The sequence below is a fragment of the Synechococcus sp. R55.3 genome (assembly GCF_047461975.1).
Classification (GTDB): Bacteria; Cyanobacteriota; Cyanobacteriia; order Thermostichales; family Thermostichaceae; genus Thermostichus.
Map to the genome: position 1 here is coordinate 14,190 of NZ_JANSIG010000016.1, position 19,622 is coordinate 33,811.

The following is a 19,622-nucleotide window of genomic DNA, read 5'->3' on the forward strand; positions in this document are numbered from 1 at the left end:
GGGAGTAGGTCACGTCAGCTTCTGTTCTACCCCAAACCCCACCAGCAACAGCTCCTGCAAAGGCTGACCCTGAGGGGGACGCTGGTAGGTGAGGATCTGCCGCAGGCGCAGGCGCGGATTCAGTAGAGTGATGGTATCTACGGCAACCACACGAGTGTAGGTGGTGGTCATCACCAGTTGCAGGGATCCGGGATCAAACCGGAAAGTCGCCACCATCGGGCGATCTTCCTCATAGGCCCGATCCCGCAGGTAGTCTCCCTGCAGCCCCAAGGGGGTTTCCTGCCGAGGGACGAACAGCATGTTCAGCTCTTGCCCGGCCTCCTCACCCTTTTCGGAAACCGTCTCAAAAGCCAAGTGAAAGCCCAGAAAACCATCCACGTTGTGGTTGGGGTAGTTGTTGTCGGCGAGCACCTTGTGCTTGAGCTCAGGGGTGAGGGTGCGAATGGTGAACTCGGTGCGGGAGCGCTCCACCTCGCCACGGTCTAGGTAATGGTAGGTGCGCTCTGTGCGCCAAGCTCCAATGCAGCAGTTGAAAAAGTGGTGAAATTGCTGGATAGCGTTCATGCGGGCGGGAGCGGACAGAGTCAGAGATCAGCGCTGGACGGGAAACCCTGCTTTCGATCCTAAAACGAATCGAAAACAACCAGGAATCCAAATCCTGAATGCCAACGATTGAGTTCTACCGTGGGATCCCCTTCCTCACGGGCTTTTGGCCACCCGGATCCCTTGGAGCTGCCCCAACAACTCCAGGGCTCGCTGGAGCTGGATGTCCTCCGGCCCGGCCAAGGTTTCCGCCGTCAGAGGAACGGATCCCTCCGCCACCACCACATCGGGCTGGATCCCCTGGCGATGGATGTCGTGGCCGCTGGGGGTGAGGTACTTGGCCGTGGTCACCGCCAGCCCCGAGCCATCCGCCAGCTCCAGCAGGGATTGAATGAGCCCCTTGCCAAAGGTGCGCGTTCCTACCAGTTGGGCTCGCCCACTGTCCTGAAGTGCCCCGGCCAACACTTCACTGGCACTGGCGCTGCCCTGATTTACCAAGACCACCAGCGGCGCCTCTGTAAGCACCTCGCCGGTGGCGGGAATGCTGTCCTGAATGCCGTGGCGATCCGTCACCAGCACAATGTCGCCCTTGGGGATCCAGAAGCGAGCGATCTCGATAGCCGCCTGCAAGAGTCCCCCCGGATTGTTGCGCAAATCGAGAATGTAGCCCCGCACCCCTTGAGCTTCTGCGGTTCGAATGGCTTGGCGGACTTGAGCGGCAGCATTGCCGTTGAACTGGCTGAGGCGAATGTAGGCCACCGATCCCTGAGGCAGCTCAAAAAAACGGGTGCGCACGGGGTTGATGGTGATCGATTGGCGTACCAGCTCCACCTCCCAAATGCGATCCTGCCGCCTCAGCTTCAAAGTAACCGGCGTGCCGCTGCGCCCCCGCATCCGCTCGGCCACTTCGTCCAGGCTCAGCCCCGCCACCGGCACCCGATCCACCGCCAAAATCTCATCCTGGGGTTGGATCCCGGCCTGCTCGGCAGGAGTGCCTTCCATGGGGGCAATCACCCGCACCGCCCCCTGCTCATCGATGGCAATCTGCAAGCCGACACCGCTCAGCTCGCCGGCTGTGGAGGTCTGCAGGCTGAGGTAGTGCTCTTTATCCAGAAAGCGAGTAAAGGGATCCCCCAGAGTGGCCAACATCTCCTCGATGGCCTGGTAAGTCTGCTTGCGCTCCTTCAGGGGCCGGGAGAGAAACCGCTGCCGCACCTGCCACCAGTTTTGCCCGTTAAACCCCGGATCCACGTAGGCCCGATCCACGTAGGCCCAAGCCTGCGCCAGCAGTTGCTGCTCTTCTCCCCAACGGCTGGCCTGCACCGGACAGGGGCCTATGGCCAAACTCGCCCAGAGCAAACACCCAAGCAAGACAAGGCGGATCCCCCACCCTCTCCAAAGGATCCCTGTGTATCTCGGCTTCTGCACAACCATCGATCCCAAAAAACATTAAGAAACATGAACAAAACGCAATATCAAAAGCTCGTCTGGCCTACTGGGATCAAGATCTTGGTTCCCAAGCTGAGCCCGGCGCCAGGATAGTGTTAAAAGATTGTGTTACATTGCTGAGGAGAGTGGGCTTGCCCCGCCCTCGAGAGCCAACTTCAAAAAATGCAGACATTATGAGCAAAGTTTACGACTGGTTGGACGAGCGGCTGGAGATTACGCCTTTCGTCGACGACGCAACGGGAAAATTCATTCCGCCTCACGTTAACATCTTCTACTGCCTCGGCGGGGTGACGCTGGTGTGCTTCTTAATTCAGTTTGCCACCGGCTTCGCCATGACGTTTTACTATCGTCCGACGGTGGCCGAGGCTTTTGAGTCGGTGAACTACATCATGACCCAGGTGAACTTCGGCTGGCTGCTGCGCTCCATCCACCGTTGGAGTGCCTCCATGATGGTGCTGATGATGATCCTACACACCTTCCGGGTTTACCTGACGGGGGGATTCAAGAAGCCCCGCGAGCTGACCTGGGTAACCGGTGTAATCTTGGCGGTGCTGACCGTCTCCTTCGGCGTTACCGGCTACTCCCTGCCCTGGGATCAGGTGGGCTACTGGGCAGTCAAGATCGTCTCAGGTGTGCCCAGTGCCATTCCGGTGGTGGGCGACTTGTTGGTGCAACTGATCCGGGGTGGCGAAGCGGTTGGTCAAGCTACCCTGACTCGCTTCTACAGCTTGCACACTTTCGTGCTACCCTGGCTGACCGCAGTCTTTATGACCATGCACTTTTTGATGATCCGCCGCCAAGGCATTTCTGGGCCTTTGTGAGCAAGGTTTGACTCCCAGACGCCTTTGACTTTCCTGGTAACTGGGATCTTTACCTGCCACTTTTTCAGAACTTTTGTCCCTAGATAAGGAGAACTCCCATGGCCGTCTCAAAACAGGTGATAGCGACCGAGGCCATTACCCGCAAGGTTGATCTAGACAACCCCAAAGTTGTAGCCAAGCTGAAGAAAAACATGGGCCACATGACCTATGGTGAGCCCGCTTGGCCCAACGATTTGCTCTTTATGTTTCCGGTGGTGATCCTGGGCACTATTGGAGTGATCGTTGGCCTGTCAGTCATGGATCCGGCAGGTGTAGGGGAGCCGGCGGATCCCTTTGCTACGCCTCTGGAAATTCTGCCGGAATGGTATCTCTACCCCGCCTTCCACATCCTGCGGATTGCTCCCAACAAGCTGTTGGGAATTGCTCTGATGTCTGCCATTCCTGTGGGTCTCTTGTTTGTGCCCTTCATCGAAAACGTCAACAAGTTCCAAAACCCCTTGCGCCGCCCAGTGGCGACAACGGTGTTCCTGATCGGCACCTTGGTCACCCTCTACCTGGGCATAGGTGCCACCTTGCCCTTGGATAAGTGGGTCACCTTGGGCTTGTTCTAAAAGAACATCTGGGACTCCCGCTTGATGGGTTGATCGTCATCATCACCATCAGAATCACCATCAGAGTGCAGCAGGTTGGTGGCCAGGCTGCACTTTGTTATTTGGAGAGCTTTTTAGAGGAGTTGTCTGCAAACCTGTGTGCCAAGGGATGGGCCAGTCCGCCGAAATGGTAGTATCTCTACGCCCTCATCTTCAGCTTGACCGCTCATGAGCACTTCTTCTTCAACTGCTCGAACCTATCGGATCACAGCCCTTGCCGGAGATGGCATCGGCCCCGAAATCATGCGGGTGGGACGAGCCGTTTTGGATGCAGTTGCCCGGCAGATGGGATTTGCTCTTCAGTGGCAAGAGGGCCTGATCGGCGGGGCCGCCTACGAACAGACCGGGGATCCCTTGCCGGCAGAAACCCTGAAAATGGCTCAAGAGAGCGATGCCGTTTATCTGGCTGCTGTCGGCGACTTCAAGTATGACGCTCTGCCTCCTGAGAAACGCCCGGAGCGGGCCTTGTTGGGCTTGAGGGCGGGGCTGGGGCTGTTTGCCAACTTGCGCCCGGTAAAAGTCTTCCCTCAACTGGTGGGGGCTTCCTCCCTGAAGCCAGAGGTGATCTCGGGGATCGACCTGGTGGTGGTGCGGGAGCTGACGGGGGGCATCTACTTCGGCCAGCCCAAGGGAATCTTCACGGATGCCCAGGGATCCCGGCGTGGCGTGAACACCATGGTCTACAGCGAAGCTGAGGTGGATCGGATTGCCCGAGTTGCCTTCGAGCTGGCCCGCAAGCGTCGGCGCAAGCTCTGCTCGGTGGACAAAGCCAACGTTCTCGAGGTGTCGCAACTGTGGCGGGAGCGGGTCAATGTCATTGCGGCTGAGTACCCGGAGGTGGAACTTTCCCACCTGTACATCGACAATGCCGCCATGCAGTTGGTGCGCTGGCCCAAGCAGTTCGACGTCATCCTCACGGGCAATCTCTTCGGCGATATCCTCTCCGATGAAGCGGCCATGCTGACCGGCTCCATTGGCATGCTGCCCTCTGCCTCTCTGGGATCCTCTGGCCCCGGCCTATACGAGCCGGTACATGGGTCGGCTCCCGACATTGCCGGACAAGACAAAGCCAACCCCATTGCCCAGGTGCTCTCCGGCGCCCTGATGCTCCGCTACTCCCTGGATCAGCCGCAAGCTGCCGACCGCATCGAACAGGCGGTAGAAGCCGTTTTGGCGCAAGGGTACCGCACCCCAGACCTCTACTCTGAGGGAATGACTTTAGTGGGTTGCCAGGAAATGGGAGAAAAGTTGGTGGCAGCCCTGTCCCAGCAGCAGGCGCAATAGCCTTTTTCGGGGCCACAGGCTACAGCCAAGGCAGACGTGCGGCGATTTCCAAGCAATTTCCAATTGTGGGGATCCTTGGAGCTACGCCCAACCGGCTTCAGGGAGAAGGTCGACCTCTTCAGTCGCTTCAACCGTCTCTTCCGGTCGAAGTGTGGCTTCTTGGCAGCGCTCCATGGCTTGAAGAAGCAGAGCCTCCCCTTCCTGCACCGTCTCAATGCGACAGAGGAGAGCGCGGAATTGAGAGGCTCCGGCAAAGTCTTTGATGTACCAAGTCATGTGCTTGCGGGCCTGACGGATGCCACGTTCTCCCTTGTACTCCCAGAGACCGCGCAGATGCTCTAAGGCCATTTGAATTCGCTCCAGGGGAGTGGGGGCTGGTCTTTCTTGACCGGTTTTCAGGAAGTGATCAATCTCCCCTACCAGAAAGGGGTAGCCCATGGTGCCACGGGAGCACATCACCCCATCGGCGCCGGTTTCCTCCAAACACTTCACCGCTGCGGCTGTCGAGAAAATATCCCCATTGGCGATGACGGGAATGCGCAGGTGCTGTTTGACGCGGCGGATCCAGTCCCAGCGGGCTTTGCCGTTGAAGCCTTGGGCGCGTGTTCGGGCATGCAGGGTGAGCAGTTGCGCCCCTGCCTCCTGCAGACGGTGGGCAAAATCCAAAATGTTGATCTCCTGATCCGACCAGCCCAGGCGCGTTTTTACGGTTACGGGCACCTCCACCGCTTTGGCCACCGCCTCCACAATTCGTGCTGCCGTGTCGGGATCGCGAACCAGAGAAGAGCCGCCGCCGTTTTTGGTAATCTTGTTCACCGGGCAGCCCATGTTGATGTCCACCAAGGTCGCCCCTTCGTCCACAGCCATGCGGGCTGCTTCCGCCAGAAAGTCGGGCCGACAATCAAACAGTTGGATGCCAATAGGCTGCTCCCCCTCACCAACCTCCATGATGCGGGGCAACTGGCGGGCATAGCGCAAGCCGGTCGCGCTGACCATTTCCGTGTAAACCAAGCTGTGGGGGGCAAAACGGCGCACCAGCCCTCGAAAGACTTGGTCGGTTACCCCTGACAGCGGCGCCTGAAAGACGCGACTCAAAACCTTCACCCCACCGATATCGAGGGGTGGGGACAAGCGGGCTTGGAGTTCCGGCGAAAGCTGCAGGCCCATCGGGATCCGGAGAAAGCTATCCCTCTTTGTTGACAAAGTAAAGAAGACCCATGATGCGCGCTCGTTTGATCGCGGCAGTGAGCTCCCGCTGCTGTTTGGCGGTCAGGCCGGTGATGCGGCGGGGCAAGATCTTGCCTCGCTCGGTAACAAATTTCTTGAGCAGCTCCACATCGGTGTACCTAATGGGCTCTCCCGGCTTAATGGGAGACAGGCGGCGGCGAGCGTAAACCATAGGTCAGGAGAACGGCGAAACGGCTTGAACTACTTAATCTCTTTGTGGACGGTGTGGCGGTTGCAGTGGGGGCAGAATTTCTTCAGCTCTAAGCGGGCTGTTGTGTTGCGGCGGTTTTTGGTGGTGGTGTAGCGGTTCACGCCTGGAGAACGTTTGTTGACGTTGGTGCGGCACTCCGTACACTCCAGAGTAATGATGATGCGGGCACCCTTTGCTTTGGCCATGACGGATCCCAAGACGAAGGTAAACGGCAATGAGGAAACTGCAATCCCAGATCCTGAGGCTGGAGATATGGGTTTGCCTCAATAAGGGCGATCACCAATTATCCAACTTTTCCTTGACGGAATCAACCCAAGTTTTCACTTGCTTGCCCGTTTGTTGCCGTAGGCTACGGGCGTTGCGATCCACATCTTTGCTCAGGCGCTGCAACTGCTTGGACAGATCCCGCACGGTGTCATTGCGCTGGGCTTGGCGCAGCAGGTCGCGAGCAGCCGATTTGACGTCGTCAGCAGCGTCCCCCTCTAGGATGTCCTGCAAAAACTGCAGGACTTTTTCATCCAGGTGATAGCCCCGCTCCGCTTCCACGACCAGGGTGCGTCCAGCCCGGTCGTGAATGGTTTGGCGTTTTTCCTTGTCGAAGACGGCAAACAGCCCATCCGCAGCCAGAGGCACCAGCAGGGCCTCTGTAAGCACAAAGAGGGAGAGCACTCCCTCTCGAGCCAGAGAGCGAACCAGGTGCGGCGAGGCTTCGGTTTCGGGATCCAGGGTTTTGATGTTCAGCAGCCATTTGCCGAGGCTTTGGCCCTCAGGACGGGATTGGAAATAGCCGCGGTTCACCAGCCAGGTGGCGAAGAAGGCGAGATAGCCGGTCATGTCCACGGCGCCTGCATTGGCCCCTACCAGAGCAGCCAAGCCTTGGGCTAGGTAGGAGATCCCCAGCCCCAGCCCAAAGTCGAGGGCAAAGGCCCCTATCCGTTTACTCCAGGGAGCCAATTTCGGCAGGGTTTCCCCCTCAGCAGCCGTTTGCGGGACTGGCCGCTCGGCTTGAACCGGGGGCAGAGAAGTGGCAGGGGGCAAAGCGCTGAAGGTTCGCCACTCGCCAGCACTTTGATCCAGTTGTTCGGTTTTGGGCCGCTCTGGAAATTGGGGGCGTTCGGGGTAGGGTCTGGGATCCGTCATTGCCGGTTGAGACAGTCAGTTCTACCATTCTAGCGAGGCAAGCCCACACCCACCGGCAGAGGGGACGGGCTGCGACGGGGGATCTCGTAGGTCAGCCGATCGCGGGCCAGCAGGGTATTGGGAAAAATGGCCTGAGCTTCTGCCAGTAGGTCTTCCAAGGTAATGGGGGCTTCTGGGGTGTAGCGGGGGCTGAAGTGGGTGAGGATTAGGGCTTGAGCTTTGGCTTCGGCAGCCACTTGGGCGGCCATGGCGGCGGTGGAATGCTTGGAGCGGCGGGCCAGCTCTAAGTCAGCCTGGGCGTAAGTGGCCTCGTGGATCACCAAGTCGGCAGCCCGGGAGAGATCGACGGCGTTGCGGCAGAAAATGGTGTCGGTGCAGTAGGAAAATTTGCGGCCCGGAATGGGATCCCCGACATAATCCCGTCCGTGAAAGCAGCGGCCCTGCCAGATGATGGATTGGCCGGCCTTGAGCTGCCCATACAGAGGGCCAAAGGGGATCCCATCGGCTTGGGCTTTGGCCACATTAAAGCTGCCTGGCCGATCCTGTTCCACCACGCGGTAGCCGAAGGCGGGCACCCGGTGATCCAAGGGCGCGCAGAAGACGGAGTATTCCGGCTCTTGCAGGATGAGACCGGTTTCGACGGTGTGAACGCGGAAGCCGTAGGGGATGCGCGTCTCGCTGTAGCGCAACACCGCCTTCAGGTACTCTTCCAGGCCCGGCGGGCCGTAGATATCGATGTGCTCAGGGGTGCTGCCCAAGCCACAGGAGGCCAACAGCCCCGGCAGGCCGTAGATGTGATCCCCGTGCATGTGGGTGATGAAAATGCGGCGCAACTGGCTGGGGCGCAGCTCGTCTAGGCGTAGCAACTGGTGCTGGGTGCCCTCGCCACAATCGAACAGCCACCATTCCGACCGCTGGGGAAACTGCACCGCCACCCCAGAGACATTGCGCTGGCGGGTGGGCATGCCGGAGCTGGTGCCCAAAAAGGTGATCCGAATGGCATTGGGATCTGTCACAGGGGCAAGACCTCAAGGATTGGGATCCCTAGCTTACCAACTGCTCCCGCTGGCCGAGAAAAAACCCCTGATAGGATGGGGAGTAGAACGTACCCTTGAGCCTTCTCGTCATGATCACCCTGACCGATAGCGCCATCCAAGAGTTGAAGCGCCTGCGCAGCAAGTACGAAAAAGAGGGATCCCAGCCCATCCTGCGTCTAGGGGTCAAGCCGAGCGGCTGCTCTGGCCTCTCTTACGTAATGAACTTCGAGTCTCGGGCCAACCCTGACGATCACACCTTCGACTTTGGGGATATCCAGGTGGCAGTGGATCCCTTGAGTATGACCTTGATCAGCGGCACCACCGTCGACTTTTCCGAGGATCTGCTGGGGGGCGGTTTCCGCTTCAGGAACCCCAATGCAATAGCTAGCTGTGGGTGTGGCACCTCCTTTGCCACTGCTGAGACTGCTGCTGTCGTTGGTCACTAAAGTCTCAATCGCTGCCTCCCACCCGCCTTTGGGCGTCAACGGTTGGAGGGCTCTAGGCTGGGCAGCCAAAGGACAAACCAAGTCCATCCCTTCTGGCTGGTGACCCGGATTTGGCCCTGCAGATACTCCACCCACTGCTTCACCAAGGCCAGTCCAAGGCCGCTGCCCGGTTGCGCCCAGGGATCCTCAGAGGGCACCCGGTAAAAGCGCTCGAAAAGGTGGGGCAGGTGGTCAGGCTCGATTTGGGCGGTATTGCCAATCCTTAGCTCAACCCCACCGGGAAAGGCTTGCACCTCCAAGCGGAGGGTTCCGCCCGGCTGGGTAAACTTGCAGGCATTTTCCAGCAGTTCCTTCAGGATCAGGGTTAGCTGCTGCGGGTAGCTGTAGAGCACTGCCGGGAATGAGGTCAGCTCCGCCATCTCCAGCTTCAGTTGCCGAGCCTGAGCCCGTTCTCGCACCCCATTGAGTAGGCCTGTGCAAAGGCTGTGGAGATCGATGGCGGCAGCCGCAGAGCCCAACTCTTTGGCTTCTAGGCTCTGCAGATCCAGCAATCTGTTGATTAGCTCGATTTCAGCTTGACATTCTTCCAGGGCAATGCGGTGGTATTGGCACTGCTTCTCGTTGAGAGGAGTGCGGCCCAACAGTTCCAGGGCCAGCTTGATCTTGGTGAGGGGAGTGCGCAGCTCGTGAGAAACGCTGGCCAGAAAGCTATCCTTAAGGCGGCTGAGCTGCTGCAAGTCCTGTACCTGGCAGGCCAGCTGGGCGGTACGTTCCTGCACTTTGGCTTCTAGGGCTTGGTTGAGTTCCCGCAGGTGGCGTTGGGCTTGGCTGGCCTGGATCAGGTGACGGATACGCCGCTTCAAAACCGCCCAACGAATGGGCTTGGAAATGTAATCGCTGGCCCCGGCAGCAAAGGCTTCATCCACGCAGGACTCATCTTCCAGCGCCGTGACGATGAGAATGGGCAGATCCGAGTTTTGAGCATGGAGGCGGCGACAGCACTCAAACCCATCCACATCCGGCATGACCGCATCCAGCAAGACCATATCCACTGGGTGTTGAGCGGCTAGCTGCAGACAGACTTCGCCGCTGCTGGCTTCCAGGACTTGGTAGCCTTCTCGCTCAAGGGCGTAGCGAACCAAGATTCGCTGGCTGGGCTCATCGTCCGCGATCAACAACAACGGCTTCTTTTCAGGAGAGGGGGATCCCGCCTTGGCCCCAGGAACCGCCGGCGAGCTGGCCGGAGGGTGGGGATTGGGCTTCAGCATAGGCATCGAGAGGAGAGGGAGAAAAGCTCTGCACTCAGAGACTGAGGATAACTTGCCGATATGCCACCTCCAGCTTCTGCAGGGCTTGCTCTATAGTATCCCATTTTACAGAACTGGCTGGCTCGGCATGAACCAGCTTTTCCAACTGCTGACACAGCTCGGCCAGACGTTTGGCGCCTAGGGTGCTGCTGCCGCCTTTGAGGCGGTGGGCCAACCGAGCAATGGCTTGGGGATCCCGCTGCTCTAGGGCCTGCCGCAGGGATCCCAATAGAGCTTCGCTGTCCTGCCGGTAGGTTTGGATCATCTCCTGCCAGGCTTCTGGAGAGCTGAAGACTGCCCGCATCTGGGCGAGGATAACGGGGTCGAGGGGCGGATCCTCTTCTTGGCTGGCCGGCTTGGGAAGGGGAGGGGATCCCTGAAGAACCCGGACTAGGGCGGCTGGCTCCAAGGGTTTGGTGAGGTAGCCATCCACCCCGGCAGCTTCGGCGGCAGCACGGCCTTCCGAAAACACATTGGCCGTGAGGACAACAATGCGAGGCTGGCGCTCAGGGGGCAGCTCAGCACGGATGCGACGGGTGGCCGCAAGACCATCCAGCTCCGGCATTTGCATATCCATCAACACCAGATCGTAGGGTCGCAGGCGCAGAGCTTGGACGGCTTCCAGACCGTTGCCGACTATGTCGGGCCGGTAGCCCAATCGCTCCAGCATGAGGCGAATCACCTTCTGGTTAACCGGGTTATCCTCTGCCACCAGGATCTGCAGTGGGTAGCGGCTGGCCAGGGTCGCGTCCCAAATGGAGGGAGGAGCGGCGGGAGAGGAAGATAAGGAGGAAGGAGCTTTTTCTCCCACAAGCCCCAGCAGCAGCTTCCGCAGTTGGGAGGCTTTGACCGGCTTGGCCAAAGTGGGGAGAGGGTCTCCTGTGGAGATGAAGTTGCGCCCCGTCAGCACTATGGGCAACAGGCGGGGTTGCGCTGTCTGCAGGTCAGCCGCCAGGGTCAAGCCATCCCGGTCTGGCAGGGTGGCATCCAGAAGGGCCAGGTCAAAAGGACGAGTTCTAACTGCAGCCTGGGCTTCTGCCGCCAAGGCACAACAGGTTACCTCCATGCCCCAAGCGCTCAGCAGTCGGGATAGCAACCGCCGTTGACTGGCGTTGTCTTCCACCAGCAAAACCCGCTTGCCGGCCAAGCACGGATCCGGCGCGGCGGTTGGCAACAGCTCCTGGTCTGGCCTCTTTAGGGGGATGCGAAAGCGAAAAGTGGATCCCTGGCCCGGCTGACTTTCCACCCCGATTGCTCCCCCCATGAGCTGGCAGAGACGCTGGCTGATGGCCAGGCCCAGGCCGGTGCCCCCAAACTGGCGGCTGATGGAGCTATCCACCTGGCTGAAGGGCTTGAAGAGGCGATCCAATTTTTCGGGGGGAATGCCAATGCCTGTATCCCGCACCTGAACGTTGACCCATTGCTTTTCGGGATCCCTCTCCCCTGCCTCGACCGTCACCACTACCTCTCCCTGGGGGGTGAACTTGATGGCGTTGCTGAGCAGGTTGGCCAAAATTTGCCGCAGGCGGCCCGGATCCCCTATCAAGGTTGGCGGCAGGTTGGGATCCACCCAGGCCATCAGCTCCAGCTCCTTGCTCTGGGCTTGGGCGGCCATCAAATCCAGCAGCTCCTCCACCAACTGCGGCAAGGAAAAGGGTATTTCCTCCAGTTCCAGCTTCTGGGACTCGATCTTGGAGAAATCGAGGATGTCGTTGATTAGGTTCAGCAGCACCTCGCCTCCATAGCGGATGGTCTGCACCCAATCCTGCTGCTGTCGATCCAAAGAGGTGTCCAGCAGCAGGTTAGCCATTCCCAGGATGGCGTTGATGGGGGTGCGGATCTCGTGGCTGATGGTGGCCAGGAACTCGCTCTTGGCCCGGCTGGCGGCTTCGGCAGCTTCCTTGGCTGCTTTCATCTGCTCTTCTGCCAGCTTGGCTAGGGTGATATCCCGTCCGGCGGCGTAGAACAGGGATCCGGCCAAAGAGGCTCGCCACTCGATGAAGCGATAGCTGCCGTCCTGAGTGCGGTAGCGGTTGACAAAGTGATCCAGCCGTTTCTCTTCGACAAGCTGCTGCATGGCCGCCTGCGTGGCGGGGACATCTTCCGGGTGAACCCACTCCAAAAAGGGTCGGCTCTGCAGCTCCTGCAGAGAATAGCCCAGCGTAGTCTCCCAGGCGCGGTTGAGACGGCGAAAGTACCCTTGGGCATCGGCAATGCAGAGCAAATCCAGAGCTACCGAGAAAAACTGCTCCAGCTCCGCTTCTGCCGACTTGCGGGCAGTGATGTCCACCGCGGTAAACACCCAACACGGGATCCCGCGCAAGACAAGGGGCTGCACAAACACGTCTTCCCAGACAACCTGGCCATCCTGCCGCTGCCATTGCCACTCAAAGCGGGCGGATCCCTGCTGGCGGGCTTGCTCCAAGTAGGACTGCAGCGAGAACTCCCCGCCCCGAAGAGCCTGGCGATAGGGAGACTGCTCGGAAGCGTCGAAGGCTCGCAGCTCCTCCAAACTGGAGAAGCTATAGGCCGCAATGGCCTGGGAGTTGGCCTCCAGGATCTCGCCGGTCTCGGCATGACGGATGAGGATGGCCACAGCGGCATTCTCAAACAGCGCCCGGAACTTCTGCTCGCTTTCCTGGACGGCCTGCTGGGATCGCACCCTGTCGGTTACATCGCGGACGATCACCACCACCTCTTGGGCGTTGAGGGGCACAATGCGCACCTCTTCGTGGCGGGTCTCCCCTTCAATCTCGATGCTTTGGTCGTAGCGCTGCCGCGTCTGGGTAGCTATAGCCTGCTGAACAAAGAAAAGCCGCCGCTCGGCCAACTCCGGTGGCAAAAGCTCCTGCAGGGATCGGCCCACGTAGGTGTCCGGCGAGCCATAGGGAAGAACCTCGCCCCCGGAGACAAAGCTCAAGCAGATGCCCTGGCTGTCCAGGCGAAAGATCAAGTCGGGAATGGCTTCTAGAATGGCTCGCTGCACCTGTTCAGCGGCTTTCAAGGCCAGCTCTGCCTGCTTGGCTTCTGTAATATCCCGCACGATCACCAGGACTTCCTGGCTGTTGAGAGGGACAATGCGGGCTTCTTCGTGGCGTACCTCCCCTCGGACTTCAATGCTGTACTCGTAGCGCTGTTGGGTTTGGGTGGCCAGAGCCTGCTGAACATAGAAAAGCCGCTGCTCTGCCAGCTCCAGCGGCAGAATCTCCTGGAGGGATCGACCTAAGTGGCGCTCTGCTGGGCAGTCAAGATGGACATCGCCGCCGGAAATAAAACTCAGGCAGATGCCCTGGCGATTCAGGCGAACAATAAGGTCGGGGATGGCTTGGAGAATGGCCCGCTGGGTGGCTTCCATTTCTCTAAGGGCCAACTCCGCCTGTTTCCGCTCGGTGATATCCCGCACCAGGATGTAAACTTTGTCTCTCCCGTGAGCGACAACGCAGGCTCTCCGATAGCAGCGGATCCCCGGCTCAATCTCAACTTCGTACTCTAGGTACTGCGGCGTCTGGCTGACCAAGGCCCCCTCCGCCAGAGATGGATACTGCTCTTTCAGCGAGCCAGTAAACACGTCTTGGGCGCGGCGACCCACGTAAAACTCAGGCGGATGTCGGGTGGGAACGTAAGGGGAAGGCTTGCAATGAAGAATGACTCCCTCGGCGCTGAGCTCAAAAATCAAGTCGGGAATGGCCTCGTAGAGGGCGCGGTAGCGAGACTCGCTTTCCTGTAGAGCCCGCTCCATCTTGACCCGCTCGCTGATGTCGCGGCTGGTGATGAGGATCCCATCGCCCACCGGCACCACTTGGTGATGGATCCAACTGGCCTTCAAGCCCGGCTGCCCCGAAATGGGGAACTCCTCTTCCAGAGGAATGCCGGTTTCCACCACTCGCTTGTATTTCTCAAAAAAGCCCCCCCAGCGGTTGATGGGCAGCAGCTCGCACAGCCGCTGGCCGATGATCTGCCGGCGCTGGAGGGAAATGAGCTCTTCCCCCTTGGCGTTGACATCCACAAAGACAAAGTCGCGGATCTCGCGGGTAACGGGATCGCGCACCGCCTCCAGCAGGTAAATAGCATCCAAGCTGGCTTCCAAGGCTGCCCGAAAACGAGCCTCTGGGCTGGGGGTGCCTCTAGGAGGTTGGAAGGGAAATCTTCGAGAAAGGGATCCCAGGATCCCTCTGAAGACAGAAAGCGGCTGACTTTCCCCCAGGCTGACGCCAAGCAGCAGGAGAGCCAAGAAGAGGGATCCCAGCAGCCAAAAGGCAAGGCCAGAGGGATCCACCAGGCCCACCGTTTTCCCTACCGCCCATAGCTCTCTGTGCATAGAACCCAGAGATTCCTGCCCCCTTTCCACAGTATCCCAGCAAGTCTTTCCAGCTTATCTTGGAGGTCAAAAGGGGAAGCTCAGCTAACTTGCGGAAATGGCCTCTATGCAATGGGCAGGATTCCTCAAGAGTGGCTTTTTGGGGAAATGAGTCTTGGCTCAAAGCTTTGTTTCTGGGTGCAGTAGGGAGAGAGACTCTTTATTGTGAAGATGCTTTATTGTGAAAAATAATTGTGAAGATTCAGCGGGATCCCTTGCGCCAGCGGCAATAGAGTTTTTCCAACTCCACCCAGACCATAACCACGGTGCTAGAGCCCAAGCAGATCAAAAGTTCAGTGCGGGTTAGCTCCTCTGTGCCAAAGAAGCTGCGCAAGAAAGGCACATAGAGCAGAGCCAATTGCAAGAGCAGAGTGGTCAGGACCGCGCCCAGCAGGTAGGGGTTGGAGAAAGGGTTGGTCTCGATGGTGAGCTTCTCGTTGGAGCGCACGGCCAGCGCATGGCCCATCTGGGCGATACACAAGGTGGTGAAGACCATCGTGCGCCAGTGGGGGATGTAGGCTTCCACAATGGCCATCATGAGGATTGTGGAGATGGCAAAAACCACGCCGATGCGCACCATGTAGGCTCCCAGGCCCTGCGCGAAGATGCTCTCTTTGGGGTTGAAGGGGGGGCGCTGCATCACCCCTGGCTCCGCCGGTTCCAAAGCCAAGGCCAGAGCGGGCAGGCCATCGGTCACCAAGTTCATCCACAAGATCTGTAGGGGTGTCAGCGGCACATCCCCCAAGCCCAGGATGGGGGCAGCAGCCACTGTCAGCACCTCACCGATGTTGCTGCCCAAAATGTACTTCACAAAGCGGCGGATGTTGCTGTAGACCACTCGCCCTTCTTCAATGGCTGCCACGATGGTGGCGAAGTTGTCGTCCAGCAGCACCATATCGCTGGCCTCTTTGCTCACATCGGTGCCCGTGATGCCCATGGCGATGCCAATATCCGCTTGGCGCAGGGCAGGGGCGTCGTTGACCCCATCCCCGGTCATGGCCACGAACTCGTTTTGCTTTTGCAAGGCCTGGACAATGCGCAGCTTGTGTTCGGGTGCCACGCGGGCATAGACGTTGACCGTCTGCACCGTTTGCAGCAGCTCCTCAAAACTCAGGCGGGAGAGGGTGCGTCCGTCAATCGCCTGATCCTCCGACTCGAGAATGCCCAGCTGGCGGGCAATGGCAACAGCTGTCAGTTGGTGGTCGCCGGTAATCATCAACGTGCGGATCCCAGCTTCTCGGCAGCGGGCCACGGCCTCTCGTGCCTCTGGTCGCGGAGCATCGTGCATCCCCATCAGGCCCAGCCAAACCAGGTTGTGCTCCACCTCTTCCCCGTTGTCCGGGATCCGCTCTAGCCTCTGGGTGGCTACCCCCAGAACCCGAATACCTTGGGCGGCCAGGCGGTTATTGGTGCCGAGGATGGCCTGGCGATCGGTTTCCGACAGCTCCTGCCAAGTTCCCCCTTTCTGGATGCGATCACACCGCTCCAGCACCAGCTCTGGGGATCCCTTGATGTAGACGCAATAGCCGCCGTTTTCTTGGATCACCACGCTCATGCGTTTTCGTTCCGAGCTGAAGGGGAGCTCCTGCACCCGTGGGTAGCGCTCCTGTAAAGAGCCTTTGTGGAGGTTGGCCTTGGCGGCTGCCACCAGCAGGGCGGCCTCGGTGGGATCCCCCAGGATGGACCAGGTGGGCGTTGAAGGGGGGGAAGAAACTGCAGACCGAGGGTTACGCCCGGCAACAGGTTGGAGACTGGCCTGCAACAGGGCATCGTTGCAGAACACCACGGCCCGCAAGATGGCCTGCAAATCTGGGGCGCTCTCTGGATCCATGAGCTGGCCGCCGCAGTAGAAGGAGCCCTTGGGGATGTAACCGCTGCCGCTGACGTGGTAGTGGCGGTCGGGGGTAACGATGTCGGTCACCACCATTTTGTTTTCCGTGAGGGTGCCGGTTTTGTCGGAGCAGATGGTGGTGACGGATCCCAGGGTTTCCACTGCTGGCAGGCGGCGGATGAGGGCATGGCGGCGCACCATGCGTTGGGTGCCAATGGCTAGGGTGACAGTGATCACCGCAGGCAGCCCCTCTGGTACCACGGCCACGGCCATGCTCAAGGAGGTTTCCAGAAGCGAGGTGAAAGGGGCCATACTCCCGGCTTGCAGCAACCCTATCCCCACCACCAAGGCCACCAAAGCCAGGGATCCCGACACCAGCACATTGCCCAGTTGGCTCATGCGCCGCTGCAGGGGAGTGGGCTCGTTTTCCACCGTTTGTAGCAGCTTCGCCACCTTGCCCAGCTCCGTGTTCATGCCGGTGGCAGTAACCAAGAGGATCCCTCGCCCCTGAATCACTTCGGTGCCCATGAAGGCCATGTTGCGCCGTTCCCCCAGCTCGATGTCCGGCGGGAGTACGCAATCTGCCTGTTTGGTTACAGGGGTGGCTTCTCCGGTCAAAGCTGCTTCCCGCACCTGCAGGTTCACGGCCTCGGCCAAGCGCCCATCGGCTGGGATCTGTACCCCGGCTTCCAGCAGCACGCGATCCCCCGGCACCAGTTGGCTGGCTGGAACTTCTTGCCACAGGCCATCCCGCTCCACCCGCACGGTAGGGGAGGCCAGTTTTTTCAGGGCCGCCAGCGCTTTTTCCGCCCGACTTTCTTGCAAATAGCCCAGGCCACCGTTAAGGCCAACGATCAACAAAATGGCCAGGGCATCTTTGGGAAACTCGCCTTCTTGCAAGTCCAAAGTGGCTGAGATCGCCGCTACGGCGATCAGCATCAGCAGCATGATGTTGCGGAATTGATCCAGCAGGACTTGCCAGGAGCTACGGCCAGAAGAAGTGGTGATCAGCTCATTGGGGCCATATTGCCGCTGCCTCTGGATCACCTGCTGAGTGGTGAGGCCACGATCGGGATCGGTCTGCAACTTCTGGATGGCGGCGGCAAGGGTGAGGCTATGCCAGGCAGGAACAGAAGCAAGGGGGGATCCATCCGGTGGGATCATCGCGACCACTCGAGGGTTCTTGCCGCATTTTGACATACTCCCCGCCCCACAGGAGGAGGATTCTGACAGCAGCAGACCGGTGCTGGAGTAGGCCCCGAATACCTGCCCTGCCTAGCGCAAGATTTCAAAATCCAAAACGGGCTCTGTCTGGGTGACGCGGTAATATCCGGCCTGGGTACGAACCGAAGCCTGATAGGGACTGGGCAAATCTAGCGAGCGCAGGGGTGGGATGTTGGTGCGTTGGTTCAGCAGCGTGGTGAAGAAGGCGGTGGTCTGCCGGGCCTGGGAGCGCACCACCTCCTCAGGGAAAATGACCGGATCCACATTCCTGCCTGTATCCAACAGGATCCTATCCAGGGCATCTCCCACCGGATAGGAAGGATAGGCAATTTGGGCCAAGGCGGATCCAATCGGGATCCCGGCGGATAGACAACCCAGAAGAATGGCCGAAGTCAGACGCATGTGCTGTGATTCCTCCTGCGCTACAGCTTTTCCTCAACACCGGAAAAAAGCGGGGTTTGAACGTTGCTCATTGACTTGGATCCCCATGAAGCCTACCTTTTGACCGGCAGCTAAGGCGGATTCTACTCGAAATGCCTCGATTGGCAACCGCCTGCAACCCAATAGAACGCCAACATGACAAAGGATCTCGCCGCCGACTAGGATCGGGATACTCTGCTTGGGATCCTTAGACCTGTGAGTGTTTGTGTTCGCATTGCCCCCAGCCCAACCGGAAATCTGCACATCGGCACCGCCCGAACGGCAGTGTTCAACTGGCTGTATGCCCGTCGCCACGGTGGCCGGTTCATTTTGCGCATCGAGGACACCGACCGCGACCGCTCTTTGCCCCGCTACACCCGCAACATTTTGGCGGGCCTGGCCTGGTTGGGCCTAGACTGGGACGAAGGGCCGGTCTACCAATCCAAGCGCATCGAGCGCTATCAAGCGGTGGTACAGCAGCTTCTGGATCGAGGGTTGGCCTACCGCTGCTACGTCAGCGAGGCGGAGCTGGAGGAGATGCGCGCTGCCCAGAAGGCCGCCGGCAAAGCCCCCCGCTACGACAACCGCCACCGCTTTCTCACCGAAGCCCAGCGACGGGCCTACGAAGCCGAGGGTCGGCAGCCGGTGATCCGCTTCAAAATCGAGGAGCCCCTGGAAGTGTCTTGGGTGGATCTCATTCGCGGCCCCATTACCTGGAACACCCAGGACTTGGGGGGGGATATGGTCATTGCCCGAGCGGATGGCTACCCTCTCTACAACTTGGCGGTGGTGGTGGATGATATTGACATGGGCATCACCCATGTGATTCGCGGCGAAGATCACATCGGCAATACCCCCAAGCAGATTTTGCTCTACCGTGCTCTTGGCTACGAACCTCCCCAGTTCGCGCATTCTCCTTTAATCCTGAACCCGGAGGGGAAAAAGCTCTCCAAACGGGATGGGGCAACTTCGGTAGCAGAGTTCCAGCAACTGGGCTTTTTGCCGGAAGCTCTCAAGAACTATTTGGCTTTGCTCAGTTGGTCGCCCCCGGATGGGGAAGAGCTTTTCTCTTTGGAAAAGGCGGCTGCGCTGTTCGACTTTGACCGGGTTAACCGTGCGGCTGCCCGCTTTGACTGGGACAAGCTCAACTGGATCAACAGCCAGTACATCAAGCGGCTTTCTCCGCCAGAACTGGTAGAACGGCTCACCCCCTTTTGGCAGGCGGCAGGGTTTGACCTTTCCGAGGTGCCGGATCCCACCTGGTTGGAAGATGTGGCCCGCCTGATTGCCGATGGTATCGACCGCCTGGCAGAGGCTCCTCCGCTCAGCCGCTTTTTGTTTCAGGAGCCCCTCAGCTACACGTTGCCAGCTCTGGAACAGTTGCGCCTGCCTGGGGTGGCAGAGGCTATGGCTGCAATGGCCACCACGTTGGCTGCTGCCGAGCTGCCCCAGGTTTCGGCGGACAGCTTAAAACCGCTGGTGGATCAGGTGGCCAAGGGCCAGAACATGAAAAAGGGCCTGCTGATGAAGAGTTTGCGGGCCGCCCTGACAGGGGATCTGCAGGGGCCGGATTTGCTGGAATCTTTTGCCCTTCTCCAGCGGCGGGGCTGGGCTTTGGGGCGGTTAGAGGCTGTGCAGAAGTTGGTTTCTTGTTGATGGAAGCCCATCTCTTGCT

At 59.4% G+C, this 19,622-nt stretch carries 16 protein-coding genes; 5 read left to right on the forward strand and 11 right to left on the reverse strand.

The window, feature by feature from the left end; translation table 11 throughout:
• Nucleotides 1–9: 9 nt before the first annotated feature.
• Nucleotides 10–564 (reverse strand): phycobiliprotein lyase, encoded by a 555-nt coding sequence (locus NW849_RS04235; RefSeq protein WP_414356093.1) that lies wholly within the window; start codon nt 562–564, stop codon nt 10–12.
• A 135-nt stretch (nt 565–699) separates the two neighbouring features.
• Nucleotides 700–1,977 carry a S41 family peptidase gene (locus NW849_RS04240; protein ID WP_414356094.1) on the reverse strand — a complete coding sequence of 426 codons (1,278 nt, stop codon included), beginning with the start codon at nt 1,975–1,977 and terminating at the stop codon, nt 700–702.
• Nucleotides 1,978–2,165: 188 nt separating this feature from the next.
• Here NW849_RS04240 and petB point away from each other — a divergent pair, with 188 nt between their 5' ends.
• The 3 genes from petB (at nt 2,166) to leuB (ending at nt 4,747) form a co-directional block, all read left to right on the forward strand.
• Entirely contained in the window at nt 2,166–2,813 is a 648-nt protein-coding gene (gene petB / locus NW849_RS04245) for a cytochrome b6 (RefSeq protein ID WP_041436518.1), read from the forward strand.
• A gap of 98 nt (nt 2,814–2,911) precedes the next feature.
• Nucleotides 2,912–3,424: a cytochrome b6-f complex subunit IV gene (petD, locus tag NW849_RS04250; RefSeq protein WP_011433236.1), complete on the forward strand. Its 513-nt coding sequence runs from the start codon at nt 2,912–2,914 to the stop codon at nt 3,422–3,424.
• A 207-nt stretch (nt 3,425–3,631) separates the two neighbouring features.
• The gene (leuB, locus tag NW849_RS04255) at nt 3,632–4,747 is read left to right on the forward strand and encodes a 3-isopropylmalate dehydrogenase (protein WP_414341994.1); all 1,116 of its coding nucleotides are present in this window, start codon (nt 3,632–3,634) and stop codon (nt 4,745–4,747) included.
• Nucleotides 4,748–4,828: 81 nt separating this feature from the next.
• Here the strand turns inward: leuB and dusB are convergent, their stop codons facing one another.
• From dusB to NW849_RS04280, 5 genes are all read right to left on the reverse strand, one after another.
• Nucleotides 4,829–5,914: a tRNA dihydrouridine synthase DusB gene (gene dusB, locus NW849_RS04260; RefSeq protein WP_414356096.1), complete on the reverse strand. Its 1,086-nt coding sequence runs from the start codon at nt 5,912–5,914 to the stop codon at nt 4,829–4,831.
• A 16-nt stretch (nt 5,915–5,930) separates the two neighbouring features.
• On the reverse strand, nt 5,931–6,146 hold the full coding sequence (rpsR, locus tag NW849_RS04265; protein ID WP_011433239.1) for a 30S ribosomal protein S18: 216 nt from the start codon (nt 6,144–6,146) through the stop codon (nt 5,931–5,933).
• Between the two features lie 29 nt (nt 6,147–6,175).
• Complete coding sequence (rpmG, locus tag NW849_RS04270) at nt 6,176–6,370, reverse strand: 50S ribosomal protein L33 (RefSeq protein WP_011433240.1); 195 nt, start codon at nt 6,368–6,370, stop codon at nt 6,176–6,178.
• A gap of 91 nt (nt 6,371–6,461) precedes the next feature.
• Nucleotides 6,462–7,325, reverse strand: a complete 864-nt coding sequence (locus NW849_RS04275) for an RDD family protein (protein WP_414356098.1) — start codon at nt 7,323–7,325, stop codon at nt 6,462–6,464.
• A gap of 29 nt (nt 7,326–7,354) precedes the next feature.
• The gene (locus NW849_RS04280) at nt 7,355–8,323 is read right to left on the reverse strand and encodes a ribonuclease Z (protein WP_041437346.1); all 969 of its coding nucleotides are present in this window, start codon (nt 8,321–8,323) and stop codon (nt 7,355–7,357) included.
• Between the two features lie 113 nt (nt 8,324–8,436).
• Here NW849_RS04280 and NW849_RS04285 point away from each other — a divergent pair, with 113 nt between their 5' ends.
• Complete coding sequence (locus NW849_RS04285; RefSeq protein ID WP_414356101.1) at nt 8,437–8,808, forward strand: HesB/IscA family protein; 372 nt, start codon at nt 8,437–8,439, stop codon at nt 8,806–8,808.
• 35 nt (nt 8,809–8,843) lie between these two features.
• Here the strand turns inward: NW849_RS04285 and NW849_RS04290 are convergent, their stop codons facing one another.
• From NW849_RS04290 to NW849_RS04305, 4 genes are all read right to left on the reverse strand, one after another.
• Entirely contained in the window at nt 8,844–10,076 is a 1,233-nt protein-coding gene (locus tag NW849_RS04290; RefSeq protein ID WP_414356102.1) for a response regulator, read from the reverse strand.
• A 34-nt stretch (nt 10,077–10,110) separates the two neighbouring features.
• A complete protein-coding gene (locus NW849_RS04295; protein WP_414356103.1) occupies nt 10,111–14,433 on the reverse strand; it encodes a PAS domain S-box protein in 4,323 nt (1,440 codons plus the stop codon).
• Between the two features lie 241 nt (nt 14,434–14,674).
• Nucleotides 14,675–17,467, reverse strand: a complete 2,793-nt coding sequence (locus NW849_RS04300) for a cation-translocating P-type ATPase (protein WP_414356114.1) — start codon at nt 17,465–17,467, stop codon at nt 14,675–14,677.
• A 111-nt stretch (nt 17,468–17,578) separates the two neighbouring features.
• Nucleotides 17,579–17,929 (reverse strand): hypothetical protein, encoded by a 351-nt coding sequence (locus tag NW849_RS04305; protein WP_414356105.1) that lies wholly within the window; start codon nt 17,927–17,929, stop codon nt 17,579–17,581.
• 234 nt (nt 17,930–18,163) lie between these two features.
• Here NW849_RS04305 and gltX point away from each other — a divergent pair, with 234 nt between their 5' ends.
• Nucleotides 18,164–19,603, forward strand: a complete 1,440-nt coding sequence (gltX, locus tag NW849_RS04310; protein ID WP_414356106.1) for a glutamate--tRNA ligase — start codon at nt 18,164–18,166, stop codon at nt 19,601–19,603.
• Nucleotides 19,604–19,622 lie beyond the last annotated feature (19 nt).